The organism is Streptosporangium fragile, assembly GCF_039534445.1.
Classification (GTDB): domain Bacteria; phylum Actinomycetota; class Actinomycetes; order Streptosporangiales; family Streptosporangiaceae; genus Streptosporangium; species Streptosporangium fragile.
On sequence record NZ_BAAAVI010000046.1, the window covers coordinates 47822 to 72377 of the forward strand.

Genomic DNA, 24556 nt, shown 5'->3' on the forward strand with positions numbered 1-24556 from the left:
CTCATCACGCTGAGCCTGCGCCACACGCTCCGCCTCATCACGCTGAGCCTGCGCCGCCTGCTCGGTCCCGCCCGCTTTCTCGGCCTTGGTCGCGCTCCGGGTGCTTGCCGCGCTCCCGCGCTTGCCCGCGCTCGCGGCCTTCGCCGTACCACCCGCTCTCGCCGTACCACTCGTCTTCGCCGTACCGCCCGTCTTCGCCGTACCGTCCCCCGCCGTCGGCTTCCCGGCCGCCGCGGGCGCGTCGGCCTTGGCCGGTCCCTCAGGCGCGGCCGGTGTCCCGGCCTCCGGGGACGTCCCGGACCCGGCGGCCTTCCGGGGTGCCCGGGGCTTACGGGTCTTTCCTGCGTCATTCGTGTTATCGGTCATCAGGCCCTCCCGACTCGAACCGTACCCGGAGAAACCCATCTCGGAGCGCCGCATCGCGCACCGGCCTGCGGGCCAGGGCTGCGGGCAGGGCCAGGACCCGGCGGTAGGGGCCGGCATTGATGATCAGCTCGTCGCCCTTCCGCGCCAGGTCGACCTCGTCCTTCTCGGCGAGCGGCAGGGCGAGGATCAGCTCCCCCTCCGGGGTGACGCGCAGCGGGGGGTCGACGGTCGGCGGGGCGAAGGGGTCGGAGTCGCCGTACATGGCCTCGGCGACGCGGGCGAGGGCGTCGACGCCGACGGGTTCGGCGTCCATGTAGGGCACGATGTGCACCGGCAGCGGGGCGAAGGACTGCTCCACCTCGGCCAGGTGCCTGCTCTGCGCCGCCACCCACCTGCTCCGCCACGGGTCGGCGCCCCCGGCGGGGAAGACCCGGTTGGCGATCACCGCGTCGACCCGGTAGCCGTACAGGCTGAGGGAGGTGAGCGTGCGCCGGGCCTCGGCGAGCACGACGGCCTCGGGAGTGAGCACCAGCCGGACGCTCGCGCCGGGCCCGGTGAGCAGCTCGCGCACCTCCAGCAGGCCCCGGTGGAGCCGCTCACCGGCTCCGACCACGTGGTCCTCCGGCACGCTGACCTGGGCCAGCCTGCGGATCAGCGGGGACAGGGTGCGCAACAGCCGCCTGCCGACCGGCAGCAGCCGGTTGACGTGCCAGTCGAGGGCCTCGGGCAGGGCGAGCAGCCGGAGCGTCTCGGCGGTGGGGGCACAGTCGACGACGATCACGTCCCACCGGCCGGTGCGGGCGTGCCCGCGCAGCTCCAGCAGGGCGATGACCTCCTCGGCGCCGGGCAGCACCGTGATCTCCTCGGCGGTCACCTCGTCGAGGCCCAGCTCGGCGAAGACGTCTCTGGCGTAGTCGCGGAGCTCCCCCCACTGCCGCTCCAGCGCCCGCTGGGTGTCCACCTGGTGCAGCGAGAGGCCGGGGGCGATCTCGGCGGGCTCGGCTCCGACGCGCACGCCGAGCGCGTCGGCCAGGGAGTGCGCGGTGTCGGTGGAGACCACGAGCGTCTTGAGCCCGGAGCGGGCGGCGAGGGTCGCCGTGGCCGCGGCGGCGGTCGTCTTGCCGACACCGCCCTTGCCGGTGAACAGCAGGACCCTGCTCGCGCCTCCTCCTCCACCGGACACGCTCGCAAAGCCACCGCGCTCACCGGCCCGCTCGCTCCGCTCGCTCACGCGTCCTCCTCCGCCGGACACACTCGCCAAGCCACCGCGCTCACCGGCCCGCTCGCCCACGCGCTCCCCCGGTCGGGCGGCGCCGGTCTCGGCTCCGTGGCCGGGCCGTGCGCACCCGGCTCGCTCACGGGGCCTCGACGCGCTTCTTCAGCCCTTTCAGGGCGGTGTCGATGATGACCTTCTCCGCCTTGCGCTTGATCATGCCGATCATCGGGACCTTGAGGTCGACGGCGAGCTCGTACGTCACCTGGGTGTCGCTGCCCGCCTCGGTCAGCCGGTAACTTCCGGTGAGCCCCGAGACCATCTTCCCGCCCTCGGCGACGCTCCACTCGACGGACTCGTCACCGTGCCAGGTGTAGCCCAGGGTGTATTCGTCGCTGATCACGCCCGCGTCCAGGACGAACCGGACCGTGGCCGGGCGACCGTCCTCCCCGGTGGACAGGACCTGCGCCGACTTCACCTGGCCCGCCCACCCCGGATAGGAGGGGAAGTCGGCGATGACCGCCATGATGGTCGACCGGTCCGCCCCGATCGTGATGCTGGAAGTGGTGCGATCAGCCATGAGCCAACCGTACTCGGTTCGTGATCGATCGCGAACGCCCGGCGACGCCGGGTCCGGCGGGGGAAGCGTCCCCGCGGGCGGCCGTCCGGCCGCGCCGGGTGACCGAGCGGCCCGGCCGCTACCACTCCAGCGCGAAGGGCACGCCCCGGCCGCGGAAGTGCCCCACGTTGAGACACTCGGTCCTGCCGACGCGCGTACGGCTCGCCAGGGGCTGGTGGACGTGGCCGAACAGGGCGTAGCGCGGCTGGGTCCGCCTGATCAGCTCCAGTGTGGCCTCGCTGCCCCGTTCGAAGCGCCGGGCCACCACGTCGTAGAGCAGCTCGGGGATGGCCGGGGGGATGTGGCAGCAGAGCACGTCCACCTCGCCCACCGCCTCGACCTTGCGCGCGAACTCCTCGTCGTCGATCTCGTTCGGGGTCCGGTACCGGGTGCGCAGCCCGCCCCCGACGAAGCCGAACCGCAGACCGCCGATCTCCACCGTCTCCCCGTCGAGCACCCGGTGGCCGTCCCGGACGTACTCGGGCCACAGGCGCGGCAGGTCCACGTTGCCGTAGGTGAGGTAGGCGGGGGCCGGCATCGCGGCGAAGATCTCGCCGTACTGCCGCCGGACGGAGCGTTCGATGTGGTCGCGGGGGTCGCCGTCCAGCGAGGCCCACAGGGCGGCGGACATCGCGTGGGCCTCGTCGAACCGCTTGGCCGTGCGCAGCGCGATGAACTCCGCGGCCTGCTCGGCCCCGAAGAGCTCGGCGAAGATGCCCTGCGAGTGGTCGTCGTAGTCGACGAACAGGATCAGGTCGCCCAGGCATATCAGGGCGTCGGCGCCGTCTCCCGCGCGGGCCAGGGCGTCGGCTCTTCCGTGCACATCGCTGACGACATGAACCCGCATGCGGACATCCTAACGATCCACGAATAGCAACATAAGGAACAGGGCAGGGGTGGTGGAGCGCGCGGCGCGGCCAAAGACTCTCACACGAGGAGGCTTGGTACGGTGAAACCCCCCTCCATAACGCCTGGGTGACGAATCTACTCATGCGTAACTCATCACGATAGCTTCCAGGAAGCCCATCGAACCGTGCGTCTTCAGGAGTGACCCCGTGCGCGAGTACAGCGTCCCCGTGATGGTGGATGTCCCCGCATCCGCCAACCTGACCGACACGGTGTTCCAGCGCGCCGTACAGGAGCCGGGCACCGTGGTCATGCGCCGCAAGGCCGGTGACGACTGGGCCGCCGTCACCGCCGCGGAGTTCCGTGACCAGGTGGTCGCGGTGGCCAAGGGCCTGATCGCGGCGGGTGTCGAGCCGGGCGATCGGGTGGCCCTGATGTCCCGCACCCGTTACGAGTGGACCGTCGCCGACTACGCGATCTGGGCGGCGGGCGCGGTGAGCGTGCCGATCTACGAGACCTCCTCCGCCGACCAGGTCGGGTGGATCGTCTCCGACAGCGGGGCCAGGGCCGCCTTCGTCGAGCTGGACGAGCACGAGGCCGCCGTCCGTGGGGGCGCGTCGGAGCTGCCCGGTTTCAAGGACGTCTGGCGCTTCGAGGGCGACGGCCTGGAGCAGCTCGCCGCGAGCGGCGCCGAGGTCTCCGATGAGACGCTGACCGAGCGCAGGACCGGCCGCCGCGCCGCCGACCTGGCGACGATCGTCTACACCTCGGGCACCACCGGCAAGCCCAAGGGCTGCCGGTTGACCCACGACAACCTGCTGTTCACCGCCAGGAACGTGGCACACGGCCCGCTGGAGCTGCTGTTCACCGTGAACGACAGGGCGGCGCTGCTCTTCCTCCCGCTCGCGCACGTCTTCGCCCGCATCATCCAGATCGTGCTCATCGAGACCGGCACTGTCCTGGCGCACACCGCCAACATGAAGAACGTCGGCCCCGACCTGCAGTCGTTCAAGCCCACGTTCCTGCTCGGCGTGCCCCGCGTGTTCGAGAAGGTCTACAACACCGCCGAGCAGAAGGCCTCCGCCGAGGGCAAGGGCCGGATCTTCCACGCCGCCGTCGCGGCCGCCATCGCCTGGAGCAGGGCGGAGTCGTCCGGCGGGGCCGGGCTGGGCCTCACCCTCAAGCACACGCTGTTCGACAAGCTCGTCTACCGCAAGCTGCGCGCCGCCACCGGTGGCAAGCTGTCGGCCGCGGTGTGCGGCGGCTCGGCGCTGGGCGAGCGGCTCGGTCACTTCTTCCGCGGCGTGGGCATCGAGGTCTTCGAGGGCTGGGGCCTCACCGAGACCTCCGCGCCGTCCACGGTCAACATGCCGGGCGCCAACAAGGTGGGCACCGTCGGCAAGCCGTTCCCCGGCGTCACCGTCGGCATCGACGACGACGGCGAGGTGCTGGTCAAGGGCCGTCACGTCTTCGCCGGTTACTGGAACAACGACGAGGCCACCGCCGAGGTGATCGACGCCGACGGCTGGTTCCACACCGGCGACGTCGGCGAGCTCGACCGCGACGGCTACCTGCGCATCATCGGGCGCAAGAAGGAGATCCTCGTCACCGCCGCCGGCAAGAACGTCGCCCCGGCCCCGATGGAGGACCGCATCCGCGCCCACCCGCTGGTCAGCCAGGCGATGGTGGTCGGCGACGACCGTCCCTTCGTCGCGGCGCTCGTCACGCTCGACCCCGAGGCCCTGGAGCAGTGGAAGAGCGCCAACGGCAGGTCCGGGGCCGCCCTCGACGAGCTCCGCTCCGATCCGGTCATCCTCGCCGAGGTGCAGAAGGCGGTGGACGACGCCAACCGGACCGTCTCCAAGGCCGAGCAGATCAAGAAGTTCGTCGTGCTCGACACCGACCTCACCGAGGAGAGCGGGCACATCACCCCGTCCCTGAAGGTGAAGCGCGACCTCGTGATGCGCGACTTCGCCAAGGAGATCGACGCCCTCTACGAGAGGTCCTAGGCGCTCTCCGCGGACTCCAGGATTCCGGCGAACCGGGAGGCGACGAGGTCCCAGCTCCACTCGCGCGCGACCCACTCCCGGCCGCGTTCCCCCATCGCGCGCGCCCCCGCCGGGTCCTTCAGCAACCCGGACAACGCGACCGCGACCTCGCGAGGGGATCTGCCGTCCACCACCAGGCCGGTCTCCCCGTGCCGTACGGCTTCGGGGGCGCCACCGGACGAACCGGCCACCACGGGCAGCCCGCTGGCGGAGGCCTCCAGGTAGACGATGCCGAGCCCCTCGACGTCGGCCCCGCCCAGGCGGGTGCGGCACGGCATGGCGAACACGTCGCCCGCGGCGAGGTGGCCCGGCAGTTCCGCCGCCGGCACCGGGCCGGTCATCCTGACCGACGGGCCCAGCGGCCAGGCCAGCCGTTCCAGGGCCCTGCGGTAGGGCCCACCCCCGACGATCAGGAGCACGGCGTCCGGCACGTCGCGCAGCACGGCGGGCCAGGCGCGCAGGAGCGTGTCCTGGCCCTTGCGCGGCACCAGCCTCGACAGGCAGACCACCACCGGCCGCTCCCCCAGGCCCAGCCTCGCGCGCACCCGCCCACCGTCGGCGTCCGGGTGGAACACCGCGGTGTCCACGCCGGGCGCGAGCCGGACGAGCCTGTCCTCCGGGATCGTCCCGGCCAGCCGCCTGCGGGTGTACTCGCCCAGGTAGGTGACGACGTCGGCGTGCGCGCCGATCCGCGCCAGCAGGTGACGGCCGACCGGGAGGCCCGCCCAGGCCGCTTCGTGGCCGTGGGTGACCATGACGACCCGCCGCGCGCCCGCCGCGCGCATCCGGGGCGCGAGCAGCCCGAGCGGGGCCGCCGCCCCGAAGACCACGGTGTCGCACCCGAACTCGGCGACCAGGCCGGCGGCCCGGCGGGCGACGGCGGGCGTGGGCAGCATCACCGAGGTGGGGTGCCGCACGACCGGGTACAGCTGCCGCACGTCGAAGTCCGCGCAGCCGGGCCAGTCGGGGGCGTAGACGACCACCGAGTCCGGCGGGCGGCGGGAGGTGAGGCCGTGCACGAACGACTGGATGCCGCCGGCCCGGGGCGGGAAGTCGTTCGTGATGACGAGTGTGCGTTTCACGGCTCCCGGAACCCGTTCAGCAGGGCCCAGGAGCGCGCCATGGCGATGCGCTCCGGCGCCGGAGGATGGGACACATAGAGCACATATTCGATGACATCAGGTGACAAATCGGAAATGTTGGTGACCGAGAGGCGTTTCTGCATGGCCACGAACGTCGCCGGGTCCCGGGTGAGATCCAGCGCGTGGGCGTCGGCACGGGCCTCGATGTGTCTGCTGACCAGGTTCGTGGCCGGTCCCGACAGGACCGTGGCCAGACTCAGTGCCCCCATCAGCAGGGCCGTCGCCCGCGGGTCGCCGAGTGAGGAGACCTCGGCCCGCCGCCGTACCCCCGGCGCCGCGGTCACCAGGTAGAGAAGGCAGGCGCCGAAGGCCGCCCCCAGACCGCCGACGAGCGTGCCCGCCAGCACGTCGCCCGCCTTGGCGTGGCCCAGCTCGTGCGCCACCACCAGCTCGACCTCGTCGGCGGGCGCCTGGAGCAGGGTGTCGTAGACCACGATCCTGCGGGTCGCGCCGAAGCCGGAGACGTAGGCGTTGAGCGCGGTGGTCCGGCGGGAGGCGTCGGCGACGAGCACGTCGTCGACCGGCACGCCGTCCCTGGCGGCCATGGCCAGCAGGTCGTCGCGGAGCCGGCCGTCGGCCATCGGCCGGAAGTCGTTGAAGAGCGGCTCGATCACCACCGGGTAGGCGAACGACGCCAGCAGGGTCAGCCCGAACGCCCCGGCCGCCGCGGGGATCCACCAGCGCCGGTAGCGTCGCGCCAGTGCGATCACGGCCAGCACCATGATCGCGATCAGCGCGGTCCTGACGCCGATGTTCTTGAGCCGGTCGGCCGCCCAGGGCAGCCAGGTCTGGGTGGACAGCCCGAAGTCACGCAGATGGGTCTCCGACCACATGCCCAGCGGCCAGCGCAGAACCTCGGTCGCCGCCGACAGCGCCGCGACACCCAGCAGAGCCCGCAGCCACCACGGGCCGCGCAGGCGGCCGACCAGCCGCGCGCCCAGCGGGGTGGCCACCAGCACCCCGGCGACGACCAGGGTCAGGCCGAGCGACAGGTAGGCGGGGACACTGACCAGCGCGTCGAACGTCTCGGCGCGGGCGATCTGGGCGGGGGTGAAGTCGCGGGCCGGATCGGGGACGACCTCCGGAGCGCTCCCGGGCAGCGCCCGCCAGGGCGTGGTGAACGCCACGACGGCCAGCGTGACCGCCCCCAGGGCGGCCAGCGCCCATCCCGCCGCGCGCATGCCGGAGGGCCTGCCCGTCGTGCTCAGCGTCATGCGAGTTCCTTCCGCAGGTAGTCGCGCCAGGCCTCGGTGAGCTCGGCCTCCGGCAGGCCCAGCGTGGTCCCGGTATCGCTACCGTAGAGCCTCACCAGGGCCTTCTCGCCGAAGCGCTCCACGACGAACCGGCAGGCGAGCCAGGCCTCCTCATACGCCTGGGCCAGCCGGGGGGCGCCGGGGGCGAAGTCCGCGGGCCCCGGCAGGCCGGCGGGCACGATGCCCGCCCGTACCTCCGCGGCCAGCTCGGCGGCGGCCACTCGGACCGGGATCCCGGCACCGCGGTAGCCCACGTAGTCGGCGAACCCCTCCGACAACCACATCGGCACCCGGCCGCCCCGGGTCGCGCCGGTGGCCACATGGGTGAGCTCGTGTGTGATCACCACGTCCCGGCCGGTCGGGGTGAGCCGCGCGTAGCCCGACGGCAGGACGATCACCCGGTCCGCGGTCGCCATCGCGGCCAGACCTCGGGTGCTTCCGGCTCCGGCGAGCGCCGCCGCCTCGGCGTCGGTGGCGGGGAACAGGACCAGCGCCCGCACCGGCCCCCAGACCGCTCCGACCGCGCGGCGGGCGCGGTCGGCCCTGACCGCCAGGTCGCGCAGGACGGCGGGCGGGACGCGGTGTCCGATCACCAGGGAGTGCTCGCCGCGGACGGCGGCGGCCTCCCCCGGCCACAGCTCCGGAACGTCGCCCGGGAGGTCAGGAAGGCCGGGTGGGAGGTCGCGGTCGCGCGGGGGCCACGCGGCCCCGGCGGGCGACGGCCCGGCCCCGGTGAGCAGCGGCCCGGCGCTCATCAGCGCCAGCATCCCGGCGAGCACGGCGCGACGCCCCTTCGGGACGGACATACGGCCCGATGCTACCGTGACCGCCGGACGGTGCCCGGGTTCACGCCCCGGGCGAGAGCCGACGCGCGAAGGTGCCCTCCGAGGTGAGGACACCGGGGTCGACCACCGGCGGTAGGCGGGAGGCCGTCGAGGCGCCGGGTGAACCCGTGCGGCACGGGCGGGAGCCGCCTTTCCACGGTGGCGGGCGCGTCGATCTCCACGGTGGCGGGCGCGTCGATCGACGGCCGCCGATCCGCCGGTGTGCGCACCACGCATGGAGCGGCCCCGTCCTTCCCTGGGGATGGACGGGGCCGGTGTCCGTTGCTCAGGCTCCGGGCCGGGCCGCTCCGGCGAAGGAGGACCGGTAGTACCCCTCCAGCTTCACGATCCGGACCGTCTTTCCGCTGCTCGGCGAGTGGACCATGCGACCGTTGCCGACGTACATGCCGACGTGGCCCTTCCCACTGAAGAACAGCAGGTCACCGGGGCGCAGATTGCTCCACGAGACCTTCTTCCTGATCGCCCGGTACTGGCTGTGCGTGATCCGGGGGAGGGACACGCCGGCCTTGCGCCAGGCGAACTGGACGAGCCCTGAGCAGTCGAACGCGCCGGGACCGGAGGCTCCCCACCGGTACGGATCGCCGACCTGCTTCTTGGCCACCGAAACGGCCTTTCGAGCCCGCACCTTCTGCAACGCGGCCTTGCTCAGCTTGGCCTTGGCCTTCGCCTTGGCCTTGGCCTTGGTCTTGGCCTCGCTCTCGGTCCGAGTCTCGGTCCCGTCGGTGCTCTGGACCTGCTCGGAGCCGCTCGCGGTGCCGTTGACCTGGAGCGTGGGCGCGGTGTCCGCCATCGCCTCCGCCGTCATGGACCCCAGCGTGACCGCTCCGGCTGAGGCGGTCAGGGTGAGGGCGAACCCGCCGATGGAGAGGCGGAAAAGGCGCGACAGACGGGGGTTGTGCAGGGTGGTAGACAGGATTTCTCCTTGGGACTTCCACTGATGCCTACCGGGTTAGCTGACGGATTCGGGCCTGGAAGATGCCCTACGGCATAAAAATGCCGATTCACCCCTGACCATGCTTTCGCGGGCCTTTTGGGTCCCCGGTTTCGTGCCTCCTGGCTGCACGAATTCGGCAGGCCACCGCGACGGGGGCGCACCCCGGGTCGAGGGAGCGGCGGCCGGTTGGATTTCTATGGGGCATCGGCCCGGAGGCCGATCTGGACCGCGGCAGCATGGCGTGCGGCCGCGAGGCCAGAAGGTACCCGGATCTCCACCATCCGGCAAAGCATTCACCAACTTTGAAGATCAAAAACGCCTCGTGATCTTCCCGTTATCCCTGCTTAATCGCTATTTATGCTATCGAGATATGACTCTCGTCACATCTTACGAATCACTCCCCGCAATTCATCACTTCTGTAACATATGTCACATTGGTGTTGATCTCGGTTTGATCTCCGTCGGACCGGGAGACAGACGGGTCGGCGCCCGGCGCGGGAACGGACGCCGCGGACGGGGGCGTGGACAGGGCTGGGTGCGGAGCCACGGATGCGGCCGGAGGCGGCGTCGACGATGCCGGACCCCACGGTGACGGGGGCGGTGACGGGCTCGGGACAGACGGAGGGCACCGGTCCCGGCGCTCGGGACGGGCCGGCACGCGAAACAGACGACGAAGCTACAGACCAGCACGAAACGAACGCACGGCACGCCAGACCGGCGCGAGACGCGCGTACGGGAGACGTGCGTACGGAACGACAGACCGGCGCGAGACGCGCGTACGGGAGACGTGCGTACGGGAGACGTGCGTACGGAACGACAGACCGGCGCGGGCCGGGCGGCACCCGCGGGCGCGTCAGGGGCGGACGGCCCCGACGAGGCGACGGCCGTACGCCGAGAGAGGGACGACCTTGACGACATCGCCGGTCTGCGGAGCGTGCACGATCTTGCCGTCGCCCGCGTAGAGGCTGACGTGGCCGAGCCCCTCACTGAAGATGAGGTCGCCCGGCTGCAGATCGTTCAGCGAGACCTTGCGGCCGGCACCCCAGCTCCACTGCTCCCAGGTCGTGCGTGGCAGGCTGACCCCGCCGCTGCGCCAGGCGGCCTGGACCAGGCCGGAGCAGTCCCAGCCGCCGGGGCCGGTGCCGCCGTACTGGTAGGGCTTGCCGACCTGGGCGAAGGCGAACTCCAGGGCGGCGCGGGCGTTGCCCGAGGCCGGGCCGTTGTACTGGATGCCCGCGCTGTCGGGATTACCGGGGTTGTAGGCGCCGACCTCGCGCAGGACCTTCTGCTGAGCCTTGATCATTTTCTCGACCCTGGCCTTCTCCACGGCCAGCTCGTCGCGCGTCCGGTCGGCCTCCGCCAGGGCGTCCTTGGCCTTGTCGCGGCTGTCGCGCAGCTCCTTGGTGGCCTCGTCGAAGGCGTGCAGGGACTGGGCACGGCTGGCCGACAGCTGGTCGACCGCGGCCAGTCCGCTCAGCAGGGCGCCGGGATCGGTCTGGCTGACCATGCCCTCCCAGCCGGTGATCGACCCGAACTGGTAGGTGCTGACGGCCATGGTGACGAGCTCCGTACGCAGCCCGGCGACCCTCTCGCCCTGGCGGGTGAGGTCGTCGTTGAGCGCCCGGTACTTCTTCCTGGCGCGCTTCCACTTCTCGGAGGCCTGGTTGTACTTCTCGACGAGAAGGTCCGCCTGTTCGTTGAGCTTCTCCAGTTTCTTCCTCGCCTGGGCGGGCGTCGGCTTCGGCTCGGCCCCCGCGCTCCCCGTGGGGACGACCGTCACGAGCGCGAGAGCCAGCCCGGCGGCAACCGGGATTCGGAGCAATCTCACCGGTATACCCGCCACGGCCACGACAACGCCTCCTGAACGCATCGACCTGCGGCGAAATAGTACAGAAGAAGTATAGAAGGCTCACCTTTTCGGCAAGTTTGTTCCGTACCCGATTTACCCGCAGGTGGCGACGGCGCAGATCTTGGCGGTCATCTTCCGGGCGTCACGCAGCTGAACGGCCCAGTCCGACGCGGCCGGGGCGCTGTACTCCCCCGCCCAGAGGTAGACCAGAACGGCGTTGCCCTTCCTGACCAGCACGCTCCGGTCACCGCCCACCCCGGCCTTCTTGCCGTAGTAGACCTGCCCGGAGACCTTCAGCGCCTCGTCTCCGAGACCCGTCACCCGGGTGGACACGTAGCGGTAGGTGGAACCGGAGTTCGTCACCGCCCCGCACGCGGTCAGCGCGCCCCGCACCTGGGCGACGGCCTTGGCGGCGTCGGCCGGCGAACGGTAGAGGACGACCTGCTCGACCTTCATGAAATCCGGCACCCCGGTGAAGGTCACCGTACGGGCGGCCACCCGGCCGGTCCTGGCCAGCGCGGCCTTGTCGCACGGGTTGACGGCCAACCGGGCCTTGACCGAGTTGCTGACGGCCCAGTTCGTCTCCGGATTGTCGTCCTTCTTGGCGGCGTCCTTCTCGTACAGCAGGAAGCCCTTGGGGATGGCCGGTGCCGCGGCGGGGGCCGCCGCGGCGGGGGCGGCGGCGACGGCGGTGGCGGCGACGGCGGCGCAGGCGAACGCTATGATCTTCTTCATCGAATCAACCTCCTGCGTGATCCGATGCACCGCGCCCCCAAAAGGTTTACGTGTCCTGTGAACGATGCGAAAGCGTGCCCTGCGGACGACGCGGAGACGGCAAGGGCCGGCCCCGGGTCAGCCGCGCCCCAGACGCCGCAGCAGCAGCGCCGAGGGCACCGGCCGGGCGCCCATCCGGCGGACCGATTCGGCGACCTCCCGGTCGGAGGAGACCACCGCGACCGCCCGCCCCACGGGCTCGGCGCGCACCAGCTGCCGGATCAGGTCGTCGGCGATCTGGCCCGGCGAGCTGAACAGCACACGCACCCCGCGGGGAGCCGAGACGGGGACCGGGCCGTTGAGCTCCGCGCCGTCGAAGACACAGGTCAGCTCGGTGCGGGTCTGCGCGTAGAGCGCGCCGAGACCGGTCAGCAGGCGGGTGCGCTGGTCGGCGAGGGTGAGCGTGCCGTATCCCGTCTTGGTCACGTTGTAGCCGTCGACGATGAGGTGGATCTGCGGCAGCGCGAGCAACTGGTCGAGCAGCGCGGGGTCGTCGTCGGCGAGCGCCCGCGCGGGCACCGCCTGAGCTCCCTGCCTGCCCGGCGTGACCGAGGCCACCGAGTCGGCGGGCCGGTGGATGCTGGGCGGCAGGGCGAGCTCCCTGCGCAACCCGGCCGCGGCGTCCTGGAGGGCGTCGAGCAGCATGCGGACCTTGGTGTCCTCGACGCTGCGGCCCTCGCGGGCGGCCCGGCGCGCGGCCTCCAGCTGACGCTCGGCGTCGGCCAGGCGCTCGCGCAGGCGGCGCAGCTCGCTCTCCGTCGAGTTCCCCGCCGAGGCCGCGACGGACTTGGCCTCCTCGGCCTCCTTCTGGGCCTCCGCGGCACGCGCCTCGGCGGCCCTGGCCCGCTCGCGGGCGTCGTGCAGCCTGCGGCGCAGGTCGGAGATCTCCGAGCGGGACGACTTGAGCTGCTCGCGCAGCCGGTCGGCCTCCTCCTTGGCCGCGGCCTTCTGCGCGGCCAGCTGCTCGCGCAGCCGCGCGAGCGTCTGCTCCTGCGCGGAGCCCTCGGCCACCACGGCCGACTGCTCCAGGTCCGCGCGGGCGGCCTCGACCATGTCCACCCAGCCCGGCGGACGGGTCAGGTACGCGGCGGCGGCGACGAGGACGGGCTCCGCGGCCGGGGGCACCGTGCCCTCGGCGAGGCTCGCCACCAGCTCGGGCCAGCCGCTGCTCACCGCCTCGGCGACCAGCTCGCGGAACTTCTTGTCGGTCTCCAGCTGGGCCGCGATCGGCGCGCCCCCCAGCTTGGCTCGCTTGCGGGGATCGAACCTGGCGATCCCCCGCAGCGGCGGAGGCACCGAGGCTGCGGGCATCGACCCCAGCATCTGGGATGCCAGCTCCACGACATGTAAGCGAACCTGCTCGGGTAGCGGACGAGACAGGCCCTCTCCGGCTGAACTCATCACGGCCCCTACTCGGATCGGTCTTCACGTCAAGGGTACGGCTACCGGAACCTGACCCTGACCTGACCGGAACGCGGACGGCGGACGGCACGGGGATGAACCTTTTGTAGACAAGCGCTTGCTTTCAGGTATACGACTGTGCGCATCGCCTTGTGACGCACGCCACCCGGGAGACAGCGCGATGGAAGAGCAGCGCCGGCAGACCGAGGAGATGCGGACCTCCACCCGCGATCTCGGAGAGTTACGCGACCGGATGCGGGTGTGGCTCTCCGGCCGCCTGGGACTGCCCGTCGCAGTCTCCCCGATCTCCCACCCCCGCGGCAACGGCCTGTCCAGCGAGACCCTGCTCTTCGACGCCTCCTGGACGTCGGCCGAGGGCAGGCGAGAGGTGCGGTGCGTCGCCCGGATGGCCCCGGCGAGCGAGGCGGTGCCGGTCTTCCCCTGCTACGACCTCGGCAAACAGTTCGAGGTCATGCGGGTGGTCAGGGAACGCGCCGGGGTGCCCGCGCCCCGGACCCTGTGGTTCGAGCCCGACCCGGAGCCGATGGGCGCCCCGTTCTTCGTGATGGAGCGGCTCCTCGGGGACGTGCCGCCGGACATGACGCCCTACACCTTCGAGGGCTGGCTGCTCGACGCCTCCCCGGCCGACCGCGAGCGGCTGCAGCGGCACAGCGTCGAGATCCTGGCCAAGCTCCACGACGCCCCCTTCACCGCCGGGGAGCTGCGCCGGCTCCACATCGCCGGGCCGGGCTCCTCGGCGCTGCGCCGGCACGTCGACGACCAGCGGGCCTACTACGAGTGGGCGCACGGCGCGCTGCGGATCCCCCTGCTGGAGCGGGCCTTCGACTGGCTGGAGGACCACTGGCCCAAGGATCCCGGGCCCGACGTGCTGAGCTGGGGCGACGCCCGCATCGGCAACGTGATGTACCGCGACTTCACACCGGTGGCCGTGCTGGACTGGGAGATGGCCGCCGTCGCCCCGCGCGAGGTGGACCTCGGCTGGATGATCTTCCTGCACCGCTTCTTCCAGGACGTCGCCGAGGTCATGGGACTCCCCGGGCTGCCCGACTTCATGCGGCGCGAGGACGTGTGCCGGACCTACCGGGAGATCACCGGCTATGCGCCGCGTGACATGGACTTCTACGAGATGTACGCCGCGCTCCGGCACGGCGTCATCATGGCCCGCGTCTGGCACCGCCGCATCCATTTCGGCGAGCAGCCCATGCCCGACGACCCCGACGACCTGGTCCTGCACCGGGCGTCGATCGAACGCATGCTGGACGGGGCCTACTGGCACCGCTGATCCGGTCAGGAGAGGTGGCCGGCGTCGTAGACGATCAGCGCGATCTGCACCCGGTTGTTCAGCCGCAGTTTGGCCAGCACCCGGGAGACGTGTGCCTTGACCGTCGCGACGCTCATGTAGAGGTCGGCGGCGATCTCCGCGTTGGACCGGCCGCTGCCCACCGCCACCGCGACCTCACGCTCGCGGTCGCTGAGCTCGGCCAGCAGCGCGCGGGCGCGCTCGCGCCGCGACCCGGCGCCGCCCTCGGCGACGTGCGCGATGAGCTGGCGGGTCACCGCGGGCGACAGGATCGGCTCGCCCGCCCCCACCCGGCGGATCGCGGCGACCAGCTCGCCCGGCGGGGTGTCCTTCAGCAGGAACCCCGCCGCCCCCGCGCGCAGCGCCCGCAGCACCTGGGCGTCGGCGTGGAAGGTCGTCAGGATGACCACCTCGGGGGCGCCGGCGGCGGCGCGCAGGCCCTCGGTCGCGGCCAGCCCGTCGACCCTGGGCATCCGGATGTCCATCAGCACCACGTCGGGCCGGCACTCCGCCACCAGCCGCGGCACCTCGTCGCCGTCCGCGCCCTCCCCGACGACCACGAGGTCGGCGGCACCGCCCAGGATCATCGAGAGTCCGGCGCGGACGAGCGCGTCGTCGTCGACGATCAGCACGCGCGTCGGCGGTCCGGGAGGTGCCGGGTTCACGCCGATCACCGTAGCCGATCCGCGATCGCCCGGGGTCCGCGGCGGGGTGCCGGGCGGGTCACGCGGGCCACGGCAACCACGCGCTGAGCAGGAAACGGCCGTCGGTTCCCTTTCCGTAGCGGAGACGGCCGCCCATCAGCTCCGCGCGCTCGGTGAGCCCGATCAAGCCCGTCCCGCTCCCGGGGATGGCCTGCCCGGAGGTGACGCGGTTGCGGATCTCCAGGGTCAGCCCGTCGCCGGGGCCGCCGGCCACCGTGACGCCCACCGGGGCGTCCGCCGCGTGTTTGCGGGCGTTGGTCAGCCCTTCCTGGGTGATCCGGTAGGCGTTCCGCCCCAGCCGGGCGGGGGCGCCCGCGGGGTCGCCGACCCGCATGTCGAGCGTCACCTCCATGCCCGCCCGGCGGGACTCCTCGACGAGGCCGGCCAGGTCGGCCAGGGTCGGCTGGGGCCGGTCGGGGGTGGTGCCCTCCGCGCCGAGCCGGAGCACGCCGATGACCTCGCGCAGGTCCTGGAGCGCCTGATGCGCCCCCGCCCGGATGACCCCCGCGGCCCCGGCCACCTCGTCCTGCGCCATGTCGGAGCGGTATTCGAGCGCGCCCGCGTGCACGCTGAGCAGCGAGAGCCGGTGCGCGAGGACATCGTGCATCTCCCGGGCGATGCGCTCGCGCTCCAGGTGCCTGGCCCGCTCCACGCGCAGCTCCGCCTCCACCTCGGCGCGCTCGGCGCGGTCGCGCAGCGAGAGCACGAGCTGGCGCCTGGCCCGGACGAACATGCCCCAGGCGATGAGCACGATGTAGATCATCACGGACAGCGCCAGGTTCGCCCAGAACGGCAGCTCGGGGTCGGGCCGCCACCACAGGAAGGGCACGAGCGTGACCAGGTGCAGCCCACCCGTCAGGGCCACGTACGGGAACGGCCGGTGCACGGCCACGGTGAACAGGGCGACGCAGATGGGCCCGGCCGCGACGACGGACAGGAGCGAGACCGGGAGGAGCGCGAGCGCCAGCCCGACCGGCCAGCGGCGGCGCAGCCACACCATCGCGCACGCCGCCGCCCCGGTGACCTGGTCGGCGACGACGACCTGGTCCGAGACGACGACCAGCGGCGACGTGACGGTGTCGGAGCCCAGCTGGAGGGCCGTCAGCAGCCCCAGGCCCGCGGCCAGGAGGAAGACGGCGATGTCGACGATCCAGTCGCGGGTCGAGCGTCGCACGCCCACGCGCTCCTCCCGCTGCTCGCCGAGCATGACCGCGGGCAGCAGCCACCGATATTCCGTCACGCTCCCCGAGGTTAGAGCCGTGCCGGACCACCGTGGAAGCGACCAAAGTCGATGTCTCCGCCGACCTTGGGACGACGCGGCGGACCCCCTCCCGCCGTCAGGCTGGTGGCATGAAGGCCACCATCAAGATCCTCTCGATCCTCTGCCTCGTCCAGGCCGCCGGCGGCGTCGTCAGCAACGTCTGGGGCGACGGCCGGGGCTGGTACCTGGTCAACCACATCGGGTTCCTCGACGGGTACGAGATCTTCGCGAGCATCGTGGTGGGCGTGCTGGGCCTGGCGCTGGGCGCGGCGGCGTCCTCCGCCGGCGGACCGGCGGATCCCGGCCCCCCTCGGTAAATGTCGGTGAGGGCTTCTATGGTCGTGAACCGTGGACTACGCGGTGCAGGGGACGCTGGACGAGCTGGGCACACCGCTCAGCCAGATCACCTTCGTCGTGTTCGACCTGGAGACCACGGGTGTCTCCGCGGCCGAGCACGCGATCACCGAGATCGGCGCGGTGAAGGTGAGGGGTGGCGAGGTGCTCGGCGAGTTCGGCACCCTGGTCGACCCGGGCTCGCCGATCCCGCCGTTCATCTCGGTGCTGACCGGCATCACCGACAGCATGGTCGTGGCGGCGCCGAAGATCGAGTCGGTGCTCCCGGCGTTCCTGGAGTTCGCCGGCGGGGCCACCCTCGTGGCCCACAACGCGGGCTTCGACCTCGGCTTCATCAGGGCGGCCTGCGCCGCGCACGGCTACCCGCCACCCGCCCACCCCGTGGTCGACACCGTCGACCTGGCCCGCAAGCTCCTGACCCGCGACGAGGTGCCCAACTGCAAGCTGTCCACGCTGGCCAGGATGTTCAGCGGCACCGAGCCCTGTCACCGGGCCCTCGCCGACGCGCGGGCCACCGTCGACGTGCTGCACGCCCTGCTGGAGCGGGCGGGCTCGTTCGGGGTGCACACCTTCGAGGAGCTGAAGGGCTTCGTCCGCGCGCCCAGCCCGGAGCAGCGCCGCAAGCGGCACCTGGCCGACTCCGTGCCGACCGGTCCCGGCGTCTACGTCTTCGAGGACGAGAGCGGCGACCCGCTCTACGTCGGCAAGAGCACCAACCTCCGCCACCGCGTGCGCAGTTACTTCACGGCCGCCGAGACCCGGCCCCGCATCCGGGAGATGATCGGCATCGCCGCGCGGGTCCGGTCCATCGCCTGCGCGACCGCGCTGGAGGCCGAGGTGCGGGAGCTGAGGCTGATCGGCTCGGCGAAGCCGCGCTACAACCGCAGGTCGCGCTTCCCGGAGAAGATGTTCTGGATCAAGCTCACCGACGAGCACTTCCCCCGGCTGTCGATCGTCCGCGAGGTCAGAGACGACAACGCCTCCTACCTGGGCCCGTTCACCAGCACCAAGGCCGCCGAGGACGCCCGCACCGCGCTGCACGAGACCGTCCCGCTCCGGCAGTGCACCGAGCGGATCACACCCCGGAGCAGGCGTTCCGCCTGCGCGCTCGCGGAGATCGGCAAATGCGGGGCGCCCTGCGAGGGGCGCCAGAGCGTCGACGAGTACGCCGTGCACGTCGCGACGGCCCGCCGGGTGATGGAGCTGGACGCCGCCCCGGTCTTCTCCGCGATCGAGGCCCGGATGGAGCGCCTCGCCCTCGACCAGCGTTACGAGGAGGCCGCGGCCGACCGCGACCGGCTCGCCTCCTACGTCCGCACCTCGGCGCGCATGCAGCGGCTGCGGTCGCTGACCGCGATCCTCCAGCTGGTCGCGGCCGCCCCGGCGGCCGGCGACGCCTGGGACGTCCACGTCGTCCGCTACGGCCGGCTCGCCTCGGCGGGGGTCATGCCGCAGGGCGCCCACCCCGGCACGTTCGTCGACGCGCTGACGGCCACCGCGGAGACCGTCGTCCCCGGGCCGGGCCCCGTTCACGCGGCCGGCGCCGAGGAGACCGAGTGCATCCTGCGCTGGCTGGAGAGCCCCGGGGTGCGGCTGGTGCAGGTGGAGGGCACCTGGAGCCTGCCCGTGACCGGGGCCGGCCGGCTCAGGGAACGCATCGACCGGGCCTATCAGGCGGCCGAGCCGCGCCGCCCGCGCGAGGGCCGGCCGCTGCGCTGATAATTTCTGAGACGGCAAGACCGCACTCAACGAGGAGGAAGCTCGTGGTCACCGCGATCGTTCACATCAACGCCGAGGTGGACAAGATCCCCGAGGTCGCCCAGACGATCGCCGAGATCGACGGGGTGAGCGAGGTCTACTCCATCACCGGCGAGTACGACCTGCTGGCCGTGGTCCGCGTCGCCGCCTACGAGGAGATCGCCGAGGTCATCCCGGGGCGGCTGAACAAGGTGCCCGGCGTGCTGCGCACCGAGACCCACATCGCCTTCCGCACCTACTCCCGGCACGATCTCGACGCCGCCTTCTCGATCGGCCTCGACGAGACCAACTGACACCACCCGTGGCGGCCGGGGCCGGTGCCCCCGGCACACGGACGAGACCGGCACGCGTCACCCGGACGAGCACCGCTAAGCCGTTCCCGGGTGAGCCGTCCCCGGGCGGACCGGACCTGACCGGATCCCGTCCGGGACGGCAGGACCCGGACGAACCCCGTCCGAGCCCGCCGGGTAGGGCCGTGCACCGCTCGGGCGGGCGATGGGCCGCGTCTCGTCCGAATGGGCGCTCCCGGACCGGGCCTCGCCCAGTGTGGGCAGGCGGGCCCGCACCTCGAACCCGCCCTCGGGCAGGGCTCCCGCCTCCAGCGTGCCGCCGAACAGGGCGGCCCGCTCTCGTATGCCGAGCAGCCCGTGGCCGAACGCCGCCGAGGAGGCGGTCCGGCCGTCGTCGCGGACGAGCACCTCGAGCAGGCCCGGCCGCCAGCGCAGTGTGACGCGGGCCGAACTGGCCCCGGCGTGCCGCAGGGTGTTCTCCAGCGCCTCCTGGACGATCCGGTAGGCCGACAGTTCCAGGGCGAGCCCGACCTCGGCGGGACTGCCGTCCTCCTCCACGTCCACCCGCAGCCCCTCCGCCCGGACCCGGGCCACCAGGTCCGGCAGGTCGGACAGCTTGGGCTGCGGGGTCCTGCCGGCGGGTGAGCCCCCGTTGTCGAGCAGCGAGAGGGTCCGCTGGAGCTCGATGAGCGCCTGACGCCCGGACTCCTCGGCCACCCGCAGGGTCTCCCTGGCCCGCGCCGGATCCTTATCCATGATCATCCGGCCGGCGCCCACACCGAGCGTCATCATGCTGACCCCGTGAGCGACCACATCGTGCAGTTCCCAGGCGATGCGCGCCCGCCGCTCGGCGTACGTGGCACGGTCCAGCGCCTCCCGCTGGACGGCCAGCGTGGCCTCTCCCGACCGCATTCTCAAAAGCAGCCGTCTGCGCTCGTACAACAGGCCCGCCACGAGCAGGCAGAGGCCGAGCGCCACGCACGACAGCAGAACGGCCATCTGGTCATCAGGAAGGTCAACACGCCACATGAGCGCAATGTAGATCGCCCATGTCAGGGGCTACATCCCCTCACGGGGGGACATTCCATCCGCCCAAGAGAGGAGAGTGCCCGCGCGGAGGCCCGGAGCCCGGCCTCCGCCACGGGGTTCCGGCCCGCCCGGCCGGGCCCGCGGGCCGGGCTTCCGGCCCGCGGGGAGAGCGGGGTCAGGACCGCTTCAGCGAGCGGCTGACCTCGATCCAGCGGTCGAGGGTCTCGGCGGCGGCCCCCGAGTCGACGGCGCGCGTGGCGCGCTCGTAGCCCGCGGCCATCGCCGCGTTCAGGTCGTCGCCCGCGCCGTCGAGGGCGACCAGCGCCGCCGCGGCGTTGAGCAGCACCGCGTCGCGGACCGGGCCCGTCTTGCCGCGGACCAGGTCCCGTACGGCCTGGGCGTTGAACACCACGTCCCCGCCGCGCAACGCGTCGGGCGCCGACCTGGGGATGTCCAGGGCGGCCGGGTCGAAGACGGTCCGGTCGGCGCCGCCGTCGCGCACCACCCAGACCGTGGAGGTCGTCGCGGTGGTGAGCTCGTCCAGCCCGTCGTCGCCCCGGAAGACCAGCGCCGAGACCCCGCGCTCGGCGAAGACGCCCGCGACCACGGGGAGCATACCGGTGTCGAAGATGCCGATCGCCTGGGCGGCGGGCCGGGCCGGGTTGGTGAGCGGGCCCAGGAAGTTGAAGACGGTGGGGATGCCGAGCTCCTTGCGCGGCGGGCCGACGAAGCGCAGCGCCGGGTGGTAGACCGGCGCGAAGCAGAAGGCGATGCCGGCCTCGACGGCGACCCTCGCCGTGTCGGCCGGGGCCAGGTCGAGCACGATCCCCAGGTGCTCCAGCACGTCGGCGGCGCCGCAGGAGGACGAGGCCGCGCGGTTGCCGTGCTTGACCACGCGCGCGCCCGCCGCGGCGGCCACGATCGCGGCCATCGTGGAGACGTTGACCGTGTGGGCCCGGTCTCCGCCGGTGCCGACGATGTCGACGACCGGGCCCTCGACCGTCAGGGGGGTGGCCCGGTCCAGCATCGTGCGCGCCAGCCCGGTCACCTCCGCGACCGTCTCTCCCTTGGCCCGCAGCGCCACCATGAACCCGGCGATCTGCGCGGACGTGGCGGAGCCGGACATGATCTCGTTCATCGCCCAGGCGGTCTCGTCGGCCGTCAGGTGCTCGCCCGCGAGCAGGGCCGAGAGCAGCGCGGGCCAGGTGGTGCGCGCGTCCATGAGGATCTCCAGAAAGGTTCTACCGGACGGTCGGGAAGGTCGTCACCTGGCGGTCAGGCGGGTGGAGAGACGGCGGCGCATCAGGTCGGCGACGGTCTCCGCGAGGGCCACGGGGTCGATCGGCTGCGCCACGACGGCGTCGGCGCGGGACCACTCGGCCAGCCAGCGGTCGTCGCGGCGGGCGATCAGCAGGCAGATCGGCGGGCAGTCGTGGACCTCGTCCTTGGCCTGCCGGGCCACGCCCATCCCACCGGCCGGCTGGGCCTCGGCGTCGAGCACGGCGACGTCGATCTCACCCGAGTCGAAGTGCTGGACGACCTTGGGGTGGGTGGCGCACTCCACGATCTCCACGAGGGGCACGTCGCCCGCCGGGCGGCGGCCGATCGCCTGCCGCACCTTCTCCCGGATGCTCGCGTCGTCGCTGTAGACGAGGACCCTCATCTTGTCGTCGGTGGTCACGGTCGCGCTCACTATCCCTCGTCGATGTATGGTCACCTGGGATGCTACCGGTCACCTCGCCCGCGCACCCAGGGCAGAGGTGTCGGTGAGTGAATTGCCCCATAGATCCACATTAGGGTGACGATTGAACCCCCTATCGGGGGGTCGTGCGGCGACCCGAGCAGGGGAGCCGCAATAATGCTGCCCGTGGCGACAGCATCCGCAATTTCACCGAAGACGACAGCACATTCGTCTCGTAGACCAGATCTGGTCAGCGTCGGGACGATCATCTGGCTGTCCTCCGAGCTCATGTTCTTCGCGGCGCTGTTCGCGATGTACTTCACCATCCGGTCAGTGAGCATCGGCCAGGGTCTGCCCTGGCCGGAGGCTCATCTGAACGTCCCGTTCTCATTGGCCAACACGATCATCCTGGTCCTGTCGAGTGTGACCTGCCAGCTGGGCGTGTGGGCGGCCGAGAAGGGCCAGGTCGCCAAGCTGCGCTTCTGGTACATCGTCAGCTTCCTGATGGGCGCCGTCTTCGTCGGCGGCCAGCTGTACGAGTACAGCCAGCTGGTCCACGAGGGGCACACCCTGTCGCACAGCGCGTACGACTCGGTGTTCTACCTGACCACGGGCTTCCACGGCCTGCACGTGACCGGTGGACTGATCGCGTTCCTCTTCATGCTGGGACGCACGTACGCCGCGAAGCGCTTCACTCGTGAGCAAGCGACCAGCGCGATCGTCGTGTCCTACTACTGGCACTTTGTCGACGTGGTCTGGATCGGGCTTTTCGTGACCATCTATGGCATTCACTAAGGAATCGGGGATCTCTGTGAATAGGATCACCGCTGGACGGCGGCATCCCCTCGCGAGATACGCCGTCCTGCTCCTGGCCCTGGGACTGATCGGCGGGGTCTACACCGTCGCCCTGGCGGTTTCCTCCAGCCAGCAGGCCGACGCCGCCATCGCATCCGGCAGGGCCGACGACGTCGCAGAGGGCAAGAAGCTCTTCGAACAGAGCTGCTCCAGCTGCCACGGGCTCAACGCCGAGGGCACCCCCACGGGCCCGACCCTCGTCGGCGTCGGCGCCGCAGCCGTGGACTTCCAGGTCAGCAGCGGCCGCATGCCCCTGGCCAACCCCGGTTCGCAGGCCCCGCGCAAGCAGCCCGCGCCGTGGGTCAACGAGGACACCATCCGGCAGCTCTCGGCCTACATCCAGTCCCTCGGCGGCGGCCCGACCATCCCGACGAAGGAGCAGGTCGACCCCGCCAAGGGCAACGCCGCGAAGGGCGGCGAGCTGTTCCGCGCGAACTGCATCCAGTGCCACAACTTCGTCGGTGCCGGCGGCGCCCTCACCCAGGGCAAGTACGCCCCGCAGCTCAACCCGGCCACTCCGGAGCAGATCTACGAGGCCATGATCACCGGCCCGCAGGCGATGCCGGTGTTCAACGACAGCATCATCACTCCCGAGCAGAAGCGGGACATGATCGCCTACATCGTGAGCATGCGCCAGCAGACCGACCCGGGCGGCTCGGGTCTCGGTCGCATCGGCCCGGTCACCGAGGGCCTGGTGGCCTGGGTCGTCGGCCTCAGCCTGCTCTCCCTGGCCGCCATCTGGATCACCGCGAAGAAGCGACAGGCCAAATGACTGACATAAATCACGGCACAGACCAGCCGGAAGAACGCGTGCCCAAGCGCGTCATCGGCACCCCCTCGCCCGCGGCGAGCACCTCCCTGCTCGGCGCCAAGGAGCCGGCGGCCGGGGGCGTCCAGGTTCCCGGCGTGATCCCGCAGGACGAGAAGACGGCGAAGAAGGGCGAGCGGATCGCCGCCCTCTCCTTCACCGTCACCTTCCTCGCGGGCATCGCCTTCGTCGTCTCCTACGTGGTCTTCCAGGTCGGTGACATCAACTCGACGGCGATCTCCAACCTCGCGCTGGGCGGTTCGCTCACGGTGGCCCTGCTCGGGCTGGCCGTGGGCATGGTGACCTGGGTCCGCATGGTCATGCCGAAGTACAACCTGGTCCAGGAGCGCCACCCGATGGCCTCCGGCAGCGAGGCGCGGGCCTACGTCGGTGAGACCTTCCTGCAGGGCGCGGAGGAGAGCGGCATCACCAAGCGGCCGCTGCTCCGCCGCACGCTGCTGGCCGCCGCCGCCCCGCTGGGTCTGGCCCCGCTGGTCCTCCTGCGGGACCTGGGCCCCGCCTACAGCGACTTCCCCGCCAAGCTCCGGCACACCGTCTGGGGCGAGAAGACGAAGGACGGCAAGCCCCGCAAGCTCGTCGTCGAGGGCACCGGCGACCCCATCCGCGCGGCGGACTTCAACTCCCCCGGCGGCATCCTCTCGGTGGTGCCCGAGGGCTACGAGCACGACCTGAACGCACTGGCCAAGGCGACCCTCATCCTGATCAAGCTCCGTCCGGAGGAGATCAAGTCCGGGACGAACCTGAACTGGACGCACGACGGGATCATCGCGTACTCCAAGATCTGCACGCACGTCGGCTGCCCCGCGGCCCTGTACGAGCAGAGCACGCACCACATCCTGTGCCCGTGCCACCAGTCGACCTTCGACGCCGCCGACGGCGCCAAGGTCGTTTTCGGGCCGGCCGCCCGTCCTTTGCCGCAGCTTCCGATTTCCGTGGACAACGAGGGCTACCTCGTGGCCACGGGAGACTTCGCCGTCCCTGTCGGTCCCAGCTTCTGGGAGCGTGGCGACGCCGAGGCCGAGGTCCGTGAGAACGGAGGCCACGCATGAGCACCGGACCCGTTCCGAAGCCCATCGCGGGCGTGAGCAACTTCATCGACGAACGTGTGGGTGCCGGCAACTTCCTCAAGCGCAACCTGCGCAAGGTCTTCCCCGACCACTGGTCGTTCCTGCTGGGCGAGATCG

The 24556-nt window shown here is 71.8% G+C and carries 23 protein-coding genes, 1 pseudogene and 1 riboswitch; of the genes and pseudogenes, 8 read left to right on the forward strand and 16 right to left on the reverse strand.

The features are described from left to right. The 4 genes and pseudogenes from ABD841_RS26975 to ABD841_RS26990 form a co-directional block, all read right to left on the reverse strand. Positions 1-366 (reverse strand): annotated as a pseudogene (locus tag ABD841_RS26975) (hypothetical protein); the annotation flags it as partial. Beyond that, positions 356-1597, reverse strand: a complete 1242-nt coding sequence (locus ABD841_RS26980) for an ArsA family ATPase (RefSeq protein ID WP_344977668.1) — start codon at positions 1595-1597, stop codon at positions 356-358. The pseudogene ABD841_RS26975 and the gene ABD841_RS26980, both read right to left, overlap by 11 nt. Before the next feature lie 124 nt (positions 1598-1721). Next, a complete protein-coding gene (locus ABD841_RS26985) occupies positions 1722-2159 on the reverse strand; it encodes an SRPBCC family protein (protein ID WP_344977671.1) in 438 nt (145 codons plus the stop codon). Positions 2160-2277: 118 nt separating this feature from the next. Next, positions 2278-3045 (reverse strand): metallophosphoesterase family protein, encoded by a 768-nt coding sequence (locus ABD841_RS26990; protein ID WP_344977674.1) that lies wholly within the window; start codon positions 3043-3045, stop codon positions 2278-2280. Between the two features lie 208 nt (positions 3046-3253). Here ABD841_RS26990 and ABD841_RS26995 point away from each other — a divergent pair, with 208 nt between their 5' ends. Further along, positions 3254-5053: an AMP-dependent synthetase/ligase gene (locus ABD841_RS26995; protein ID WP_344977677.1), complete on the forward strand. Its 1800-nt coding sequence runs from the start codon at positions 3254-3256 to the stop codon at positions 5051-5053. Here the strand turns inward: ABD841_RS26995 and ABD841_RS27000 are convergent. The 7 genes from ABD841_RS27000 to ABD841_RS27030 form a co-directional block, all read right to left on the reverse strand. After that, positions 5050-6174, reverse strand: a complete 1125-nt coding sequence (locus ABD841_RS27000) for a glycosyltransferase family 4 protein (protein WP_344977680.1) — start codon at positions 6172-6174, stop codon at positions 5050-5052. The genes ABD841_RS26995 and ABD841_RS27000 overlap by 4 nt on opposite strands. After that, positions 6171-7448, reverse strand: coding sequence for a M48 family metallopeptidase (locus tag ABD841_RS27005; RefSeq protein WP_344977683.1), 1278 nt, complete (start codon positions 7446-7448; stop codon positions 6171-6173). Before ABD841_RS27005 ends, ABD841_RS27000 begins: the two co-directional genes overlap by 4 nt. Then, on the reverse strand, positions 7445-8293 hold the full coding sequence (locus ABD841_RS27010; RefSeq protein ID WP_344977684.1) for a gluzincin family metallopeptidase: 849 nt from the start codon (positions 8291-8293) through the stop codon (positions 7445-7447). The genes ABD841_RS27005 and ABD841_RS27010 overlap by 4 nt, the downstream gene beginning before the upstream one ends. Before the next feature lie 304 nt (positions 8294-8597). Further along, complete coding sequence (locus ABD841_RS27015) at positions 8598-9137, reverse strand: C40 family peptidase (protein WP_344977686.1); 540 nt, start codon at positions 9135-9137, stop codon at positions 8598-8600. Positions 9138-9255: 118 nt separating this feature from the next. Then, positions 9256-9415, reverse strand: a riboswitch (cyclic di-AMP (ydaO/yuaA leader). A 704-nt stretch (positions 9416-10119) separates the two neighbouring features. Next, complete coding sequence (locus tag ABD841_RS27020) at positions 10120-11094, reverse strand: C40 family peptidase (protein ID WP_344977688.1); 975 nt, start codon at positions 11092-11094, stop codon at positions 10120-10122. A gap of 114 nt (positions 11095-11208) precedes the next feature. After that, entirely contained in the window at positions 11209-11850 is a 642-nt protein-coding gene (locus ABD841_RS27025; protein ID WP_344977690.1) for a hypothetical protein, read from the reverse strand. Positions 11851-11967: 117 nt separating this feature from the next. Then, positions 11968-13230, reverse strand: a complete 1263-nt coding sequence (locus ABD841_RS27030) for an NYN domain-containing protein (RefSeq protein WP_344977692.1) — start codon at positions 13228-13230, stop codon at positions 11968-11970. Positions 13231-13471: 241 nt separating this feature from the next. Between ABD841_RS27030 and ABD841_RS27035 the strand changes: the two genes are divergently transcribed. Continuing rightward, positions 13472-14593: a phosphotransferase family protein gene (locus tag ABD841_RS27035; protein ID WP_344977693.1), complete on the forward strand. Its 1122-nt coding sequence runs from the start codon at positions 13472-13474 to the stop codon at positions 14591-14593. A gap of 5 nt (positions 14594-14598) precedes the next feature. Here the strand turns inward: ABD841_RS27035 and ABD841_RS27040 are convergent, their stop codons facing one another. Both ABD841_RS27040 and ABD841_RS27045 read right to left on the reverse strand, forming a co-directional pair. Further along, complete coding sequence (locus tag ABD841_RS27040) at positions 14599-15276, reverse strand: response regulator (protein ID WP_344977695.1); 678 nt, start codon at positions 15274-15276, stop codon at positions 14599-14601. Between the two features lie 58 nt (positions 15277-15334). Beyond that, on the reverse strand, positions 15335-16555 hold the full coding sequence (locus ABD841_RS27045; RefSeq protein WP_344977697.1) for a sensor histidine kinase: 1221 nt from the start codon (positions 16553-16555) through the stop codon (positions 15335-15337). Positions 16556-16665: 110 nt separating this feature from the next. On the opposite strand from ABD841_RS27045, the gene ABD841_RS27050 reads away from it, so the two are divergent. From ABD841_RS27050 to ABD841_RS27060, 3 genes are read left to right on the forward strand one after another with little or no spacing between them, the layout of a single operon-like run. Further along, positions 16666-16893, forward strand: coding sequence for a hypothetical protein (locus ABD841_RS27050; protein ID WP_344977699.1), 228 nt, complete (start codon positions 16666-16668; stop codon positions 16891-16893). A 31-nt stretch (positions 16894-16924) separates the two neighbouring features. Continuing rightward, complete coding sequence (locus ABD841_RS27055) at positions 16925-18649, forward strand: DEDD exonuclease domain-containing protein (protein ID WP_344977701.1); 1725 nt, start codon at positions 16925-16927, stop codon at positions 18647-18649. A 44-nt stretch (positions 18650-18693) separates the two neighbouring features. Next, complete coding sequence (locus tag ABD841_RS27060) at positions 18694-18981, forward strand: Lrp/AsnC family transcriptional regulator (protein ID WP_344977703.1); 288 nt, start codon at positions 18694-18696, stop codon at positions 18979-18981. Positions 18982-19056: 75 nt separating this feature from the next. Here ABD841_RS27060 and ABD841_RS27065 read toward each other — a convergent pair whose 3' ends face one another. The 3 genes from ABD841_RS27065 to ABD841_RS27075 all read right to left on the reverse strand — a co-directional run bounded on the left by ABD841_RS27065 (position 19057) and on the right by ABD841_RS27075 (position 21670). Beyond that, positions 19057-20007 (reverse strand): sensor histidine kinase, encoded by a 951-nt coding sequence (locus ABD841_RS27065; RefSeq protein WP_344977705.1) that lies wholly within the window; start codon positions 20005-20007, stop codon positions 19057-19059. A 175-nt stretch (positions 20008-20182) separates the two neighbouring features. Continuing rightward, complete coding sequence (gene trpD, locus ABD841_RS27070) at positions 20183-21229, reverse strand: anthranilate phosphoribosyltransferase (RefSeq protein ID WP_344977707.1); 1047 nt, start codon at positions 21227-21229, stop codon at positions 20183-20185. A 42-nt stretch (positions 21230-21271) separates the two neighbouring features. Further along, complete coding sequence (locus tag ABD841_RS27075; RefSeq protein WP_344977719.1) at positions 21272-21670, reverse strand: response regulator; 399 nt, start codon at positions 21668-21670, stop codon at positions 21272-21274. Between the two features lie 195 nt (positions 21671-21865). Here ABD841_RS27075 and ctaE point away from each other — a divergent pair, with 195 nt between their 5' ends. From ctaE to qcrA, 3 genes are read left to right on the forward strand one after another with little or no spacing between them, the layout of a single operon-like run. Further along, complete coding sequence (gene ctaE / locus ABD841_RS27080; RefSeq protein WP_344977709.1) at positions 21866-22483, forward strand: aa3-type cytochrome oxidase subunit III; 618 nt, start codon at positions 21866-21868, stop codon at positions 22481-22483. A 16-nt stretch (positions 22484-22499) separates the two neighbouring features. Next, positions 22500-23315, forward strand: coding sequence for a cytochrome bc1 complex diheme cytochrome c subunit (gene qcrC, locus ABD841_RS27085; protein ID WP_344977711.1), 816 nt, complete (start codon positions 22500-22502; stop codon positions 23313-23315). Next, complete coding sequence (qcrA, locus tag ABD841_RS27090; RefSeq protein ID WP_344977713.1) at positions 23312-24421, forward strand: cytochrome bc1 complex Rieske iron-sulfur subunit; 1110 nt, start codon at positions 23312-23314, stop codon at positions 24419-24421. Before qcrC ends, qcrA begins: the two co-directional genes overlap by 4 nt. The last annotated feature ends 135 nt before the right edge of the window (positions 24422-24556 follow it).